The sequence below is a fragment of the Caballeronia sp. ATUFL_M2_KS44 genome (assembly GCF_023630965.1).
GTDB lineage: Bacteria > Pseudomonadota > Gammaproteobacteria > Burkholderiales > Burkholderiaceae > Caballeronia > Caballeronia concitans.
In genome coordinates this window covers 117,012-129,767 of the sequence record NZ_JALQEA010000048.1, presented here as the reverse complement: position 1 = coordinate 129,767, position 12,756 = coordinate 117,012, and the positions used below count along the sequence as shown (strand labels likewise).

The 12,756-nt window shown below is 63.5% G+C and carries 10 protein-coding genes; 2 read left to right on the top strand and 8 right to left on the bottom strand.

Annotation, left to right across the window (positions count from 1 at the left end):
* Positions 1-2,171: 2,171 nt before the first annotated feature.
* On the bottom strand, positions 2,172-3,581 hold the full coding sequence (locus tag NCR39_RS20665; RefSeq protein ID WP_250453943.1) for an MFS transporter: 1,410 nt from the start codon (positions 3,579-3,581) through the stop codon (positions 2,172-2,174).
* Between the two features lie 244 nt (positions 3,582-3,825).
* Here NCR39_RS20665 and NCR39_RS20660 point away from each other — a divergent pair, with 244 nt between their 5' ends.
* Positions 3,826-4,596 (top strand): IclR family transcriptional regulator domain-containing protein, encoded by a 771-nt coding sequence (locus NCR39_RS20660; protein WP_250453942.1) that lies wholly within the window; start codon positions 3,826-3,828, stop codon positions 4,594-4,596.
* 83 nt (positions 4,597-4,679) lie between these two features.
* Here the strand turns inward: NCR39_RS20660 and wrbA are convergent, their stop codons facing one another.
* On the bottom strand, positions 4,680-5,282 hold the full coding sequence (wrbA, locus tag NCR39_RS20655; protein WP_250453941.1) for an NAD(P)H:quinone oxidoreductase: 603 nt from the start codon (positions 5,280-5,282) through the stop codon (positions 4,680-4,682).
* Between the two features lie 190 nt (positions 5,283-5,472).
* Here wrbA and NCR39_RS20650 point away from each other — a divergent pair, with 190 nt between their 5' ends.
* Positions 5,473-6,711, top strand: a complete 1,239-nt coding sequence (locus NCR39_RS20650; RefSeq protein ID WP_250453940.1) for an FUSC family protein — start codon at positions 5,473-5,475, stop codon at positions 6,709-6,711.
* Between the two features lies 1 nt (position 6,712).
* Here NCR39_RS20650 and zwf read toward each other — a convergent pair whose 3' ends face one another.
* The 6 genes from zwf to NCR39_RS20620 all read right to left on the bottom strand — a co-directional run bounded on the left by zwf (position 6,713) and on the right by NCR39_RS20620 (position 12,711).
* A complete protein-coding gene (zwf, locus tag NCR39_RS20645; RefSeq protein WP_040050606.1) occupies positions 6,713-8,188 on the bottom strand; it encodes a glucose-6-phosphate dehydrogenase in 1,476 nt (491 codons plus the stop codon).
* 184 nt (positions 8,189-8,372) lie between these two features.
* Positions 8,373-9,272, bottom strand: a complete 900-nt coding sequence (locus NCR39_RS20640) for a LysR family transcriptional regulator (protein WP_250453951.1) — start codon at positions 9,270-9,272, stop codon at positions 8,373-8,375.
* 81 nt (positions 9,273-9,353) lie between these two features.
* Positions 9,354-11,402 (bottom strand): 2Fe-2S iron-sulfur cluster-binding protein, encoded by a 2,049-nt coding sequence (locus NCR39_RS20635; protein WP_250453939.1) that lies wholly within the window; start codon positions 11,400-11,402, stop codon positions 9,354-9,356.
* 24 nt (positions 11,403-11,426) lie between these two features.
* Complete coding sequence (locus tag NCR39_RS20630; protein ID WP_250453938.1) at positions 11,427-12,047, bottom strand: glutathione S-transferase family protein; 621 nt, start codon at positions 12,045-12,047, stop codon at positions 11,427-11,429.
* A 159-nt stretch (positions 12,048-12,206) separates the two neighbouring features.
* Positions 12,207-12,509 (bottom strand): hypothetical protein, encoded by a 303-nt coding sequence (locus NCR39_RS20625; RefSeq protein ID WP_502800252.1) that lies wholly within the window; start codon positions 12,507-12,509, stop codon positions 12,207-12,209.
* Positions 12,510-12,528: 19 nt separating this feature from the next.
* Positions 12,529-12,711 (bottom strand): DUF1289 domain-containing protein, encoded by a 183-nt coding sequence (locus NCR39_RS20620; protein WP_250453937.1) that lies wholly within the window; start codon positions 12,709-12,711, stop codon positions 12,529-12,531.
* Between the last annotated feature and the right edge of the window lie 45 nt (positions 12,712-12,756).

Sequence of the window (12,756 nt, the reverse complement as noted above, 5' to 3'; positions counted from 1 at the left end):
ACACTCGATTCACCGGTAGTCGACCCCGTGTTTTCGGGAAAAAATGACTGGCAGGACGAGCTGACTATATTGTCTGACGCATCGGACATAGATGTGCCGTTAGATCGCGCCGATGTGATCGCGGCCCGTCGCGCAGCGCGGGTGTCGACTGTGCTTTTCGGGCCGGCTCCCAGTTGAACTGCGGCGGGGTAATTGCGCCCTAATGACGAAGCGATTACCGATCGGCCCTTGACATGCGGAAACCGGCCGTGAGCCGTTGCAGCCCCAAGCCGAAACGCGCACGCACGTGCCGGCGCGGCAATCGTCCTCCCGAACGCATGATGGTTTTAAACTCGGACGGTTGACGAGTTGACCGCTCAACACTTTGGGCCGTTTAGGCGTCTTCTAGCGGTCTTCATGCGAACCCCAAGTTCGCGTTCCCATGTTTCCCGCCGAATGCTGTCGTTGCTGTTCTCGTTAGCCAGATACAAGACGAGCCATCCACCAAGGCCAACACAGTAACCGTCATCACTATCATCGAAGCACCTTTCAGTAGTTGCCGCGCCGGCGTCGCACTGCCACACGCATGAGAGCCACGCGACCAGCAGGCCTCTCAGCAACGCCAAGTCAAAACATGACGCGAGGCACCTACCAATGCCCGTCCGCAGCTTTAGTCTCGCTTGTTTCGGTGCCATTCCACAAAGCCAGGCAGATGGCTCGCATTTAGACAATAGGACCGCTAGGACGGCGACTGCGGCACGCAAGTCCACGTCGGTCGTGTCCCACACGAACATTTAGATGGCGCCTAATGCCTCTCGCCGCCGCTCCTTGAACAGAACACGCTCGATGCCGCGGTAGTGCGAAACGTCACAGTCCGCTAGGCTGGTCATCGCCTAGGCGCTCGGCGGTAGCGTACTTATTTTATTGCTCCCCTCACGAACCCTTTGACACCGGCGACGGTTCGAAGCGTCCGCACCGTTTCGCGCGATTTTTCCTTCGAGCGATTAGCGCCCATTTCTTCGATCAAGTGCGTAAAGCCTCGTAGCCCACGGTGCACGGGACCTTTTTCATTCGCGTTCATCAAACATCCTTGAGCATACACATAGCTCATTATGCGCCCCCGGTACGAGGGGCGCGGGATTATTGCGGCAATGTCCGAGACGACGCCTGTCACGGCGGGTCAGAAGGCGCCACGCGCTTCGTCGCCCTGGCGTCGTGCCGGTCGAGACATGAATGACACGAGACACGAATGCCCTCAAGCCCTCACGCGCTGGAAAATATCGGCGTTCTCGAGACAACATCCCGGACAGGTGTTGCTCGCGGTAAATCAGCGTCCGATATGCTCCCTCTCGTATTGCGCAGGCTGGGCGCGAGTGTGAATGCGGCGGTCTGACGGGTCCGGCCCTAGGCATGGTCACCAATGAAGCGGAGTAACCGCACGAAGGTAAACGCTGCACTATTGACCAACCAGTTCCGAAGCGTTGCGCCGTAAGACTGCATCAGCCAAGTCGAACCCAATGGGCAGGGTTTCCGCATTTGACGGTGAAGCACGCCAGCGCGACGGATCAATACGTTGGCTTTATTAAGTTCTGGATCGACCCTTGCGTTTTACGATCGGGACGCAACTAGGATGACCCTCATCGCGGAATTGATAGTGCCACGTTTGGAGCACGCTCTAACTCGCTCCGCAGAAGATCACTTAGGCTCGCCGTCTTGATCGCACTTGCCCGAGATCCATACGAATAAAGATAGAAGCTTATGGCGGATGGCAAAGAAACGTTGGAGCGCTGGCGTGACAGCATGAACGAAACGATCACAATCGGTGTTGGCGTGTCGACGCGGACTAAACCGAATTGCTCGTCGGAGAGGGCTTCTCGAACCGGCTGATCTGCCGCCCTGCATTCCCGCGTCGCCTCTATCGTTGAGTGCTGTGATTTGGCAGGTCCGAGAGAGAACCAGTCATTCGAACGGCGTCGATGAGGCGAGATTGACCGGCCGCAACTGGCCGATTTCGCCTGTTGGTCCAGGGACGAATCGCAGTTCGGCATGACCGTGGTATCGACGGCCGGTGCTGAATGTCGAACGGTCATCCCTGCAGCGATCAGCGAACGTCCGCTAAGGCCGACAACCCCCCCCAAACAAAAAACGGGTCCCGCAGGACCCGTCTTGCACGCCACCGTCACCAGCACCCCTCAAGCATGCACCTTCCCCCCCCGCCGGGTCTCCGCCATCGAATCGGCCCGCAGGCGCTCATACTCCTGCTCGGTCATCGGCACTGCATCCTTCTTGCCGAGGTCATCCAGCCGCACCCGATACGTCTCCCGCGCCGACCACGCCGCGATCGCCGCGATGATCGTCACCGCGAAAGCCAGCGCGCCGATCGTCATCGGAATATTCGTTGATCCCGGCGGCGCAACCGTCGCAAAGAGAGCCGGCAGCAGCGCCGTGATCGTCGTGCCGATGTTCTGCGCAATCGCCATCGCCGAGACGCGCGACCGCGTCGGGAACAGCTCCGGGAAAAAGCTCGGGAAAATCGCGTTATAGCCCTGATACACCACGCCCCACATCAACAGCGACATCACGATCGCAAGCGGCACATTGCGGATGCTGATCGCATACAGATACGCGAACGAAAGCAGACCCGCGAGCAGCGATCCGACGATCATCGGCATGCGACGTCCAATGCGATCCGACAGATTGCCGACATACGGAATCACCACCACCGCCAGAATGTTGCCGACGACCGGAATCCACAGATAGACGCTCTTGTGAAAGCCGATGCCATACGAAGCCTGCACCGCATACGCCGCCCCGAAAATCGTCGCGACCACGGGAATCACGTTCATCAGCGCCATGCACACCACGCGGATCATGTCGGGCGTGCTGTGCGCGAACGCTTCCTTGATCGGCGACTTCGGCAGTTCGCCATGCGCGCCTTCGGCCGTGAACGCCGGCGTCTCATGCACTTCACGACGAATGATGTAACCCGCGATCAGCACGAACGCCGACAGCAGGAACGGCACGCGCCAGCCCCACGAGTTGAACATGTCTTCCGGCATGAACGCAGCGAGCGGCAGGAACACGGCAGCCGCCAGAATCTGGCCCGCCTGCACGCCCTGCAGCGTGAAGCTCGCGAAATAACCGCGCCGGCCGAACGGTGCGTGCTCGAGAATCATCGAACTCGCGCCGGAGATTTCGCCCGCCACCGCGAAGCCCTGAATAAGCCGCAACACGACGAGCAATGCCGGCGCCGCCATGCCGATCTGGTGATACGTCGGCAGAAGACCGACCGCCATCGTCGAAAAGCCCATCAGGAACATGCAGATCAGCAGCACGTTCTTTCGGCCATGCGTGTCGCCGAGATGCCCGAGCACGAACGCGCCGATCGGCCGCGCCACATAACCGACGCCGTACGTTGCGAGCGACGCGACGATCGCCACCTTCGGATTGCCCGACGGGAAGAACAACTGTGGAAAGATCAGCGCCGCCGCCTGCGCGTAAATGAAGAAGTCGTAGTACTCGAGCGCCGAGCCGATCCAGCCGCTCGCCGTCGCCTTCTTCGCCTGGCGGCCGCCGTGCGCCTCTTCCTTAGGGCTAGCCATATGTGTCTCCGAACAATGGGTTTATCGATTGAACTCGCGTGCCGCCTTTAATTCTTCTAATTCGTCGTCCGCCGATGCTTCCCACTTTCGGCGTTGGCGAGCGCGTCGCTCCGGGTGATTGGAGAATAGGGGCGCGGCTCTTTCGCGGCAACGATTTATGATAGATTGTGCGCGATTATCGCACGCGCGTGTCCGATAATCGACCGCTTTGGGGGTTAGCACTAGCTCTTTGCAAGGTTCGACGATGAACAAACCCGCACTCGACAAGCGCGACTGGATCGCGGGGCTGGAAAAGGGCCTGGCGATCCTCGAAGCCTTCGACGACCAGCACGCGCGCATGACGCCGACGCAAGCCGCCGCCCGCACGGGCATGACGCGCACGGCGGCGCGCCGCTATCTGCTGACGCTCGCGCATCTCGGCTACGTCCAGACCGACGGCAAGCTCTTCAATCTGACGCCGCGCGTGTTGCGGGTCGGCTGGTCGTACTTCGACTCGGCGCGGCTGCCGCGCATCGTGCAGCCGTATCTTCAACAACTGAGCGCGACCATCCACGAGTCCGTCTATGTGAGCGTGCTCGACGAATGGGATCTCGTCATCATCGCGCGAAACGGCTCCACGCGCGTGATGACAACCGGCTTCGTGCTCGGCGCGCGCGTGCCGGCCGCGCTGATGTCGGGCGGGCTCGTGATGCTCGCCTACAAGCCGGACGAGGACGCCGTCCGCCAGTGGCTCGACGCCACCGACTTTAAGCCGTTCACGCCGCTCACCATCACGAACAAAGAGAAGCTGTACGAGAAGATCCGTCAGGCGCGCACGGATGGCTTCGTCGCGATCGAACAGCAGTTGCAGGTGGGCGTGCGCGGCGTCGCGGTGCCGATCAAGAATCGGCACGGGCACGTGGTCGCGGCGTTGTCGGTGAACATGCCGATAGGAAAGGAATCGCACGACGCCGCCCTCGCTCGCGTGCTGCAGCCGTTGCAAGAGACTGCGCTCGCGATGCTGAACGTGATCTAGCGGTGAGGACTTACGGGAGCACTCCGATGGTGAGCGTTTCCGGGAGGCGGCGCGCATTCAGATGCACGCGCGAATATGCTCCCCTATCCCGCGATCTTCACCGCAAGCTCGGCCACATGCTTGCCCTGATAGCTCGCAATCTCGAGTTCGTTCTGCGTCGGCTGCCGCTGGCCGTCGGGTCCGACTATCGTCGTCGCGCCGTAGGGCGTGCCGCCCGTGATCTCCAGCATGTTCGTGAGCGCGGGGCACGCATACGGAACGCCGACGATCACCATGCCGTGATGCAGCAGCGTCGTGTGAAACGAGGTGATGGTGGTTTCCTGTCCGCCGTGCTGTGAAGCCGTCGACGTGAACACGCTGCCCACCTTGCCGATGAGCGCGCCTTTCACCCACAGGCCGCCCGTCTGATCGAGGAACGTGCGCATCTGGCCCGCCATGTTGCCGAAGCGCGTCGGCGTGCCGAAGATGATGGCGTCATAGTTCCCGAGTTCGTCGATGCTCGCGACCGGCGCCTGCTGATCCAGCTTCACGCCGATGACCGAAGCCTGATCGGCGGGAATCGTTTCGGGCACGCGCTTGACCGTCACCTCGACGTCCGGCACGCCGCGCGCGCCATCGGCAACGGCTTGCGCCATCGCTTCGACGTGGCCGTACATCGAATAGTAGAGAACCAGTAGTTTCGCCATGAGATGTCCTTTTCGTCCCTTTTTTTCAGTCCGTCGTGACGCGAATGCACAAGATAGCACTGGCATCCGCACGCTGCAGAACCAGCAATCATTCACGTTATTCGCGCTTTAACAACTGTTCCGATGCCTTTTTTTGCGTCCCCGCCGATACGCGGCTACGCTCAAGTCACGCAAGACATTCGCACGAACAATGCCCAACGATCATCCCGCCAGCCGCGCTCACCGCAGCGACCGCCTCGACGCGATCGGGCACATCTTGCGCGACGCGTTCGCATCGGTCGGGCGCGAGTTGATCGCAATCAAGCCGTCGTCGGCGCGCGCGCTTTTCGCCACGCAGGCGATGCTGTCCGTCGCGCTCGCCGTCGCACTCGCTCACGCGTTCCATCTCACGAACGTCTGGTGGGCCGCGATCAGCGGATTCGCGGTGATGCAGTCGAAGTTCTCGGCGTCCGCGCAGCGCGGCGTGCATCGCGTGCTCGGGACGGTCGCGGGCGCGTTGCTCGGCGCGACGGCCGGACCGCTCATCGGCGATGCGCCGTGGCTCTTAGTGCCGCTGCTCGCGCTGATTGCGGGCGTGTCAGTGTATCGCGCGCTCGTGTCGGATGCGGGCTATGCGTGGGTGCTCGGCGCGGTGACGTCGCTCATGGTGACGTTCGAGGCGCATCGGCTGGCGTCGGCGTCCGCGACGGCGTCGTTCGCGTTGCTGCGCGTGGCCGAGGTGATCGTCGGGACGTTCGCGTGCGTCGCCGTCTCCGCGCTCTTTCATGCGAGCGTGCAGCACTACCGCAAGTCGCGCGGCGGCGCGCCGATGCCGAATGCGCAGGCGGCGTCGACGGCGGATCGCGTGGATAGCGCAAGCCACGAAACGGCGGTTATTCCAATCGTTCCCGCCGATGCCGCGCAAAGCATGCAAGCGGTAACGCACGTCATGCGCAAGCGCCTCGCATGGCACGCGGCGTGGTCCGTGGCGATACTCGCGTCGCTGGCGTACGCGTGGGATTTGCCCGGCTTCCCGCAAGCGATGGTCACGGGCATCGCCGTGTTGATTTTGCCCGCATCGGCGCTCGGCCAGCCGACGCGAAAGCCGATTGCCGCGCGCATGGTTCAGCGCTTCGTCGGTTGCTTGCTGGCGGGCGCGGCGAGCATGGCGCTGTTGCCGCTTATCGGCGATCACGCCATCGCGTGCATGCTCGCGCTCTGCGCGGGCGTGTGGATCGGCTGTCACGTGCAGACGGGCACGCAAGGCGCGAGCTACGTGGGACGGCAGTTCACCATTGCGTTCATCATGGTGTTCGTGCAGAACCAGCACTGGTCGTCCGATCCGATGCCCGCGCTCATGCGGCTCGCGGGCATCGTCGGCGGCATCGTGGTGCTGGCTGCGGTGATCGCGACGGGCGCCGCCATCGAAAAGCGGCGCACGATGCGCTGAATCAAGCCTCTTCCGCCCAGGCCAGATTCTCGCGCGCCATCAGCGCCGACGAAGCCGCCGGACCGAACGTGCCCGCCGTATAGCCGCGCGGCTTGTCGCCGAGTTCCTTCCAGCCGTTCAGAATCGGCTCGACCCACGCCCACGCCGCTTCGAGTTCGTCGCGGCGCATGAAGTGCGTGAGACGCCCGCGAATGACATCGATCAGCAGGCGCTCGTACGCTTCGGCGCGACGCTGGGTCATCGCCTGCTGCAGATCGAGATTGAGGTTCACGGGCAGCATCTGCATGCCGCTGCCGGGTTCCTTCGCGAGCATCTGCAACTGGATGGACTCTTCCGGCTGCAGCGTGATGATGAGACGGTTGCCGTAATTGCGCGGGCCGCTCGGAATGATCGAGAACGGCAGGTCCGCGAAGTCGATCACGATCTCCGACTTGCGCGTCTGCATGCGCTTGCCGGTGCGCAGGAAGAACGGCACGTTGGCCCAGCGCCAGTTGTTGATATGCGCGCGCAACGCGACGAAGGTTTCGGCGCGGCTGTCGGCGGGCACGTTCTCTTCCTGCAAGTAGCCCTTCACCGGCTCGCCGCCGACCGCGCCCGCCGCGTACTGGCCGCGCACGGTGTCGCGGGCGATATCGGCCACGCTCATCGGGCGCAGCGACTTCAGCACCTTCAGCTTTTCGTCGCGCACGGCGTCCGGATCGAGCGATACAGGCGGCTCCATCGCGACGATGCACAGCAGTTGCAGCAAGTGGTTCTGCACCATGTCGCGCAGCGCGCCGGTGTGATCGTAGAAGCCCGCGCGGCTGCCGACGCCCACCGTTTCCGACACCGTGATCTGCACGCTCTTGATATACGGCGCCTGCCACAGCGGACCGAAAATGGCGTTGCCGAAGCGCAGCACCATCAGGTTCTGCACCGTTTCCTTGCCGAGATAATGGTCGATGCGATAAATCTGCTCTTCCTTGAAGCGCTTGCCGACCGCGTCGTTGATGGCGCGCGCGGACGCCAGATCGTGACCGAGCGGCTTTTCGAGCACGACGCGCGCGTGATCGTCGACGATACCGGCCGCAGCCAGGTTGTCGCAGATGGTCGTGAAAAGCTCCGGCGACGTCGAGAGATAAAACACGCGCTGCGCGCCGTCACGCGATGCTTCCGCGAGGCGCTTGAAGTCCTCGGGGTTTTCAACGTCCACGCGCACGTAGTCGAACAGCGCGAGGAATTTGTCCCACTGCTGGGCATCGAAAGCGTTCGCGTCGATGAACGGGCGCGACTGCTTTTCCATGAAGTTCTTCAGATAATCTTCGCGCGTCCAGTCCTTGCGGCCGATGGCGAGAATGCGCGTATCGGCGGGCAGGTTGCAGTGCGTGTGCGCCATGTAAAGCGCGGGCAGCAGCTTGCGTGCGGCCAGGTCTCCGCCGCCGCCGAAGATGATCATGTCGAGCGGGCGTTCGTTCGTGGGAGAAGTCGGGTTCGTCATGGTGCGTTGAGCCGTTGGAGTTCGGAAGAGCCGGTTGCATCGCGCCGGAACGATGCCCGGCGCAACACGCGCAAGAGAGCTATGTTGCATGGTTTGCCGTCATTTTGCACGGCCCGCGCCTTAACGCCCGTTCGATTTCCTCAAAGATTCACGAAGCGATGCGGCCCGCGTCTGTTTAGCGCGATCAGCGCAACGATGCATCCGCGCGCAACGTGGCGACCGCGAGATCGAGAAACGCGCGGACCTTTTGCGTGACGTGCCGTCCTTCGCGATGCACGAGATGGATCGGCAGCGGTGGCGGTTCATAGTCGGGCAGCACGACGACGAGCCGGCCCTCGCTCACATGCTGCGCGACCTGATACGACAGAAGCCGCGCGATGCCGAAATCCGCGAGCGCGGCATCGATGGCGGAATCGTTCGTCGTCGTCATGAAGCGCGGATGCGTGCGCACGAGAATCGCGCGGTCGCCGTCGTGAAGCCGCCATTCGGGCGGCGTGGACGATCCCGTCGACGCGATGATCGTGTGCGCTTCGAGATCGTCGGGATGCGCGGGCGCGCCATGTTTCGCGATATAGCCGGGCGACGCGCACAGCACGCGCCGCACGTGCCCGACCGGAATCGCCTGCAACGACGAATCCGGCAATTGCGCGATCCGCACTGCAACGTCGATGCCCTCATCGACGAGATTCACCACGCGGTCGATGAACCAGCAGTTCGCATCGGCTTCGGGGTAGCGCGCGAGATAGTCGAGCACGATAGGCGTCACGTGCAGGCGGCCGAACATCGTCGGCGCGGTCAGCGAAAGCACGCCGCGCGGCGCCGCGTGCGTGCCGCGCGCGGAGAGTTCGGCGTTGTCCACTTCGCCGAGAATGCGGCGGCAGTCTTCGAAGAAGCCGCTGCCGGCATCCGTGAGACGCACGACGCGCGTGGTGCGCGTGAGCAGCCGCACGCCGAGCCGCTCTTCCAGCTCGGTGACGACGCGGCTCACGACCGAAGGCGATACATCCAGCTTGCGCGCGGCGGATGCGAAGCCGCCGGTTTCGACCACCGTGACGAAGGTCGACATTGCCTGAAAGCGGTCCATGTCGGATGCGAGAAGCGGGCGAATGAGTTGCCGTGCATTCTCGGGCATGCGAGCGCGGGTCGCAATCGCGAACCCATGCGTTCAGAGATCGAGTTCGAGCGCGCCGTTCGTGTCCGCGGACGGCATCGCGCAGCAGATCAGCGCTTCGTTGTCGCCCGTTTCGAACGCCGGTTGTTTGCCGTACGTCACCGCGCCTTTCACGATGCGCGTTCTGCATGTCCCGCACGTTCCGCCGCGACAGTTCGATTCGGCATCGATGCCGCACGCTTCCGCGAGTTCGAGCAGGCTGCCGCTTTCGGGCCGCCACGCTGCATCGCGGCCCGACTTCGCGAAGCGCACCGCGACGGCTTGCGTGGCGGGCGGGCGCATCGGCTCGTTATCGGCATCGCGATTCAGCGACGCCGGGCCGAACGCCTCCGCGTGAATGCGCGCGTTGGCGACGTTCAGCGCGCGCAAGCCGTCGTAGAGCGATTGCATGAACGCGCCTGGACCGCACAGATAAAAGTCGTAGTCGTTGAACGGCAAGTAGCTCGTCAACAAGTCGATGTCGATGCGCCCCGACACATCGTAATCGCGCTTCAATTGCGCGCCTTGCGTGTCGCTCAGCACGCGGATCACGTGGACCGCGCCGCCTGCGCTTTGCGCGAGGGCGTCGATTTCGGCGGCGAACGCGCGATTCGCCAGCGTGCGCGCCGATGCGATCAGCCACGTCGGACGCACGCGCCGTGTGCGCAGCCCTTCGTAGACGATGTGCCGCAGCATCGCGAGCATCGGCGTGATGCCGACGCCGGCCGCGAGCAGCACGGCCGGGCGCGCTTCGAACGCATCGATCGTGAAGCTGCCCGCCGGCGCGCGCGCCTCGATGATGTCGCCCACTTTCAGCGTGTCGTGCAGATGCGCGGACACGCGTCCTTCGCGCTTCACGCTGATGCGCGCGACGCCATCGCCCGGCGCAACGGACAGCGTGTACGTGCGCACGAGCGGCTTGGCCGCGCCAGGCAGCGTCACGCGCACCGGCAAGTGCTGGCCGGCGGCGTGCGGCACGATGCCCGCGCCGTCGGCGGGATCGAGCCAGAAGGAGCGGATGACATCGCTTTCATCGACGATCCTGCTCACGCGATACGCCCGCCACGCATCCGCGAGCGCCGCCGCCTTCATGCGCCGCGCGGCTTCGTTCCAGTCGCCCGTCATCAGCGAATTCGGCGACCAGCCTTCGTCGCGAAACGTCCAGCGCAGCAGTAGCGTATCTTCGCGCAACACGGCGTGGCGCGGCGTGAAGCGCCACAGCCGCTCCGCGCCCTGGAAAGCGGCGGTTTCGGTCGAATCGGTGAGAACGTGCGCGTCGCCGGTGAGTTGCAGCACGTCGCCGGTGGCGAAGTCCGCGAACACGAGGCCCGCCTTGCCGTTCACCGAAATGTTGCCGAGCGTGTTGAAGAACAGATTGCCCGCGAAGTCGGGAATGGTGAGCGCGCCGTCGTCGGCCACGCGCACGAACCCCGCCTTGCCGCCGCGATGCGACACATCCACCTGACGATGCCCGTCCTCGCGATCGAAGTACGACGCGACGAAGAACGTATCCGCGCGCTCGATCATCGACCGCATGTGCGGCGAATTCGCATCGAGCGCGATGGGGTTCGTCGGCGCGGGCTCGTCGCGCACGAACGCGAAATCGCGTAGCTGAATGTATTGCGGGCAATTGCCGAAGCTCTGCTCGACGCGCACATCGAACGCGTTTTCGTCGCCCGCGCGATGGATCACGCCGTTCACGCGATTGCGGCGGCGCGTATGCAATTCGATGCCGAGCATGCCGACCGATGCGCCATCGCGCAGGCCGGCGTCGGCGGGATCAGAAGGATCGCGCGTGTGATCGACGGAAAGCGTCGTCGCATCCTGCGTGTGGAGAAAACCGGGGCGGCCGGTCAGGAACGTCGCCCACGCGTCGCCGTGTTCATCGACCGTACCGGCGACGACGAACGGCAACTGCGCGAAGAACTGCCGATGCTGCTCCGGCATGTGATCGCGCACCACGCGCTGACCGAGCGCGCGCATGCGGTCGTAAGCGCCCGCGGCCTTTTGCAGCGCGATTTCGCCGCGATGCCAGGGCGTCGCCGTTAAAGACGGTGCAGACATGATCGTGGCCTCCCGGCGCGGATTTCAGGCGGCGAGTCCGGCGGCCGTCTTCTGGAACGGCACGAAGCCGGGCAACGCCTCGATGCGCCGCAGCCACGCGTTCACGTTGCGATAGCCGGACAGATCGACATTGCCTTCCGGCGCGCTCGCGATATAGCTGTAGAGCGCGATATCCGCGATCGTCGGATGCGCGCTGCCGGTATCCGCAATCCATTCGCGGCTTTGCAATTCGGCGTCGATGACCTTGAGCACGGCATGCGCGCGGGCGATCACTTCGTCTGCATCGAACTTGCTGCCGAACACGGTGATGAGCCGCGCCGCCGCCGGTCCGAACGCGATCTGGCCCGCCGCGACCGAAAGCCAGCGCTGCACGGCGGCGGCGCCGTCGGGCGTCTCGGGCAGCCATTGCGTCGCGCCGGCCCGCTTCGCGAGATAGACGAGGATCGCGCTGGAATCGGCGATGACGCGATCGCCATCGACGAGCACCGGAATCTGGCCGAAGCGGTTGATGCGCAGGAATTCCGGCGACTTGTGCGCGCCGGCGGCGAGATCGACCTGCTCCTCGTCGTGCGCGATATTCAGCAGATGCAGAAAGAGGCGCGCGCGATGCGAATGACCGGACAGCGGATGGTGATAGAGCTTCATGGCAGATCCCGAGTGGTCGGCCGGGAGACGTCCCGGCCCGATGGAAAGCAGTATCGGTTCTTGCCGTTTCGAGGTGAATACCAGCGAAATTCAAATGACTATTCTCGTTTCGAGAACAGTTCAGGCGCGACATGGCGGCGCCGAGCGGCGCCGTTCTGCCTAGTCCGCGCGCGTCGGAACGTTCGCCTTGCTGCCCGCGAGCGGCGACCCATAGCCGCCGCTGTTCGCGTTGTTCGGCAGGCCGTTGGACAACTGCGCGCGCGGGTCGGTGGGATTGAGATTGAGTTCGCCGGCTTGCGCGTTGCCGTGCGTCGGATACTCGCTGCCGAGCGGCGCGTTCGGCATGATGCGCGTGCTGTTGTTCGGCGCGCGCATGTCCGTTTCAGGACTCGGATGCAACTGCGCGTGAACGGGCAACGCGACCGTCAGCACGACGCCGCAGAGATAAACCAGTGACCGCATGATCGCCTCCTTTGAAGCACTACTTCTTGTGCTTCTTGAGCTTCGCTTTGCGCTCGGCTCGTTCGTCGATGATACGCACGCGATGCTTGTCCTTCATCTTCTTCCATTTCTTGCATTCGTCCTTCGTGCGCAGGCAGCCGATGCAGAACCCGGTCTTGTCATCGAATTTGCAGATGTTGATGCAGGGTGAATCGACGGCCATGTGTTTCGTACCTCGGCTTTGAACGAATGAAAGGCAATGTCCCAC

Excerpts from the sequence above, each read along its gene's own strand:
- NCR39_RS20665 (WP_250453943.1), bottom strand. The coding sequence starts at position 3,581 with ATGGCTAGCCCTAAGGAAGAGGCGCACGGCGGCCGCCAGGCGAAGAAG.
- NCR39_RS20660 (WP_250453942.1), top strand. The coding sequence starts at position 3,826 with ATGAACAAACCCGCACTCGACAAGCGCGACTGGATCGCGGGGCTGGAA.
- wrbA (WP_250453941.1), bottom strand. The coding sequence starts at position 5,282 with ATGGCGAAACTACTGGTTCTCTACTATTCGATGTACGGCCACGTCGAA.
- NCR39_RS20650 (WP_250453940.1), top strand. The coding sequence starts at position 5,473 with ATGCCCAACGATCATCCCGCCAGCCGCGCTCACCGCAGCGACCGCCTC.
- zwf (WP_040050606.1), bottom strand. The coding sequence starts at position 8,188 with ATGACGAACCCGACTTCTCCCACGAACGAACGCCCGCTCGACATGATC.
- NCR39_RS20640 (WP_250453951.1), bottom strand. The coding sequence starts at position 9,272 with ATGGACCGCTTTCAGGCAATGTCGACCTTCGTCACGGTGGTCGAAACC.
- NCR39_RS20635 (WP_250453939.1), bottom strand. The coding sequence starts at position 11,402 with ATGTCTGCACCGTCTTTAACGGCGACGCCCTGGCATCGCGGCGAAATC.
- NCR39_RS20630 (WP_250453938.1), bottom strand. The coding sequence starts at position 12,047 with ATGAAGCTCTATCACCATCCGCTGTCCGGTCATTCGCATCGCGCGCGC.
- NCR39_RS20625 (WP_502800252.1), bottom strand. The coding sequence starts at position 12,509 with ATGCGGTCACTGGTTTATCTCTGCGGCGTCGTGCTGACGGTCGCGTTG.
- NCR39_RS20620 (WP_250453937.1), bottom strand. The coding sequence starts at position 12,711 with ATGGCCGTCGATTCACCCTGCATCAACATCTGCAAATTCGATGACAAG.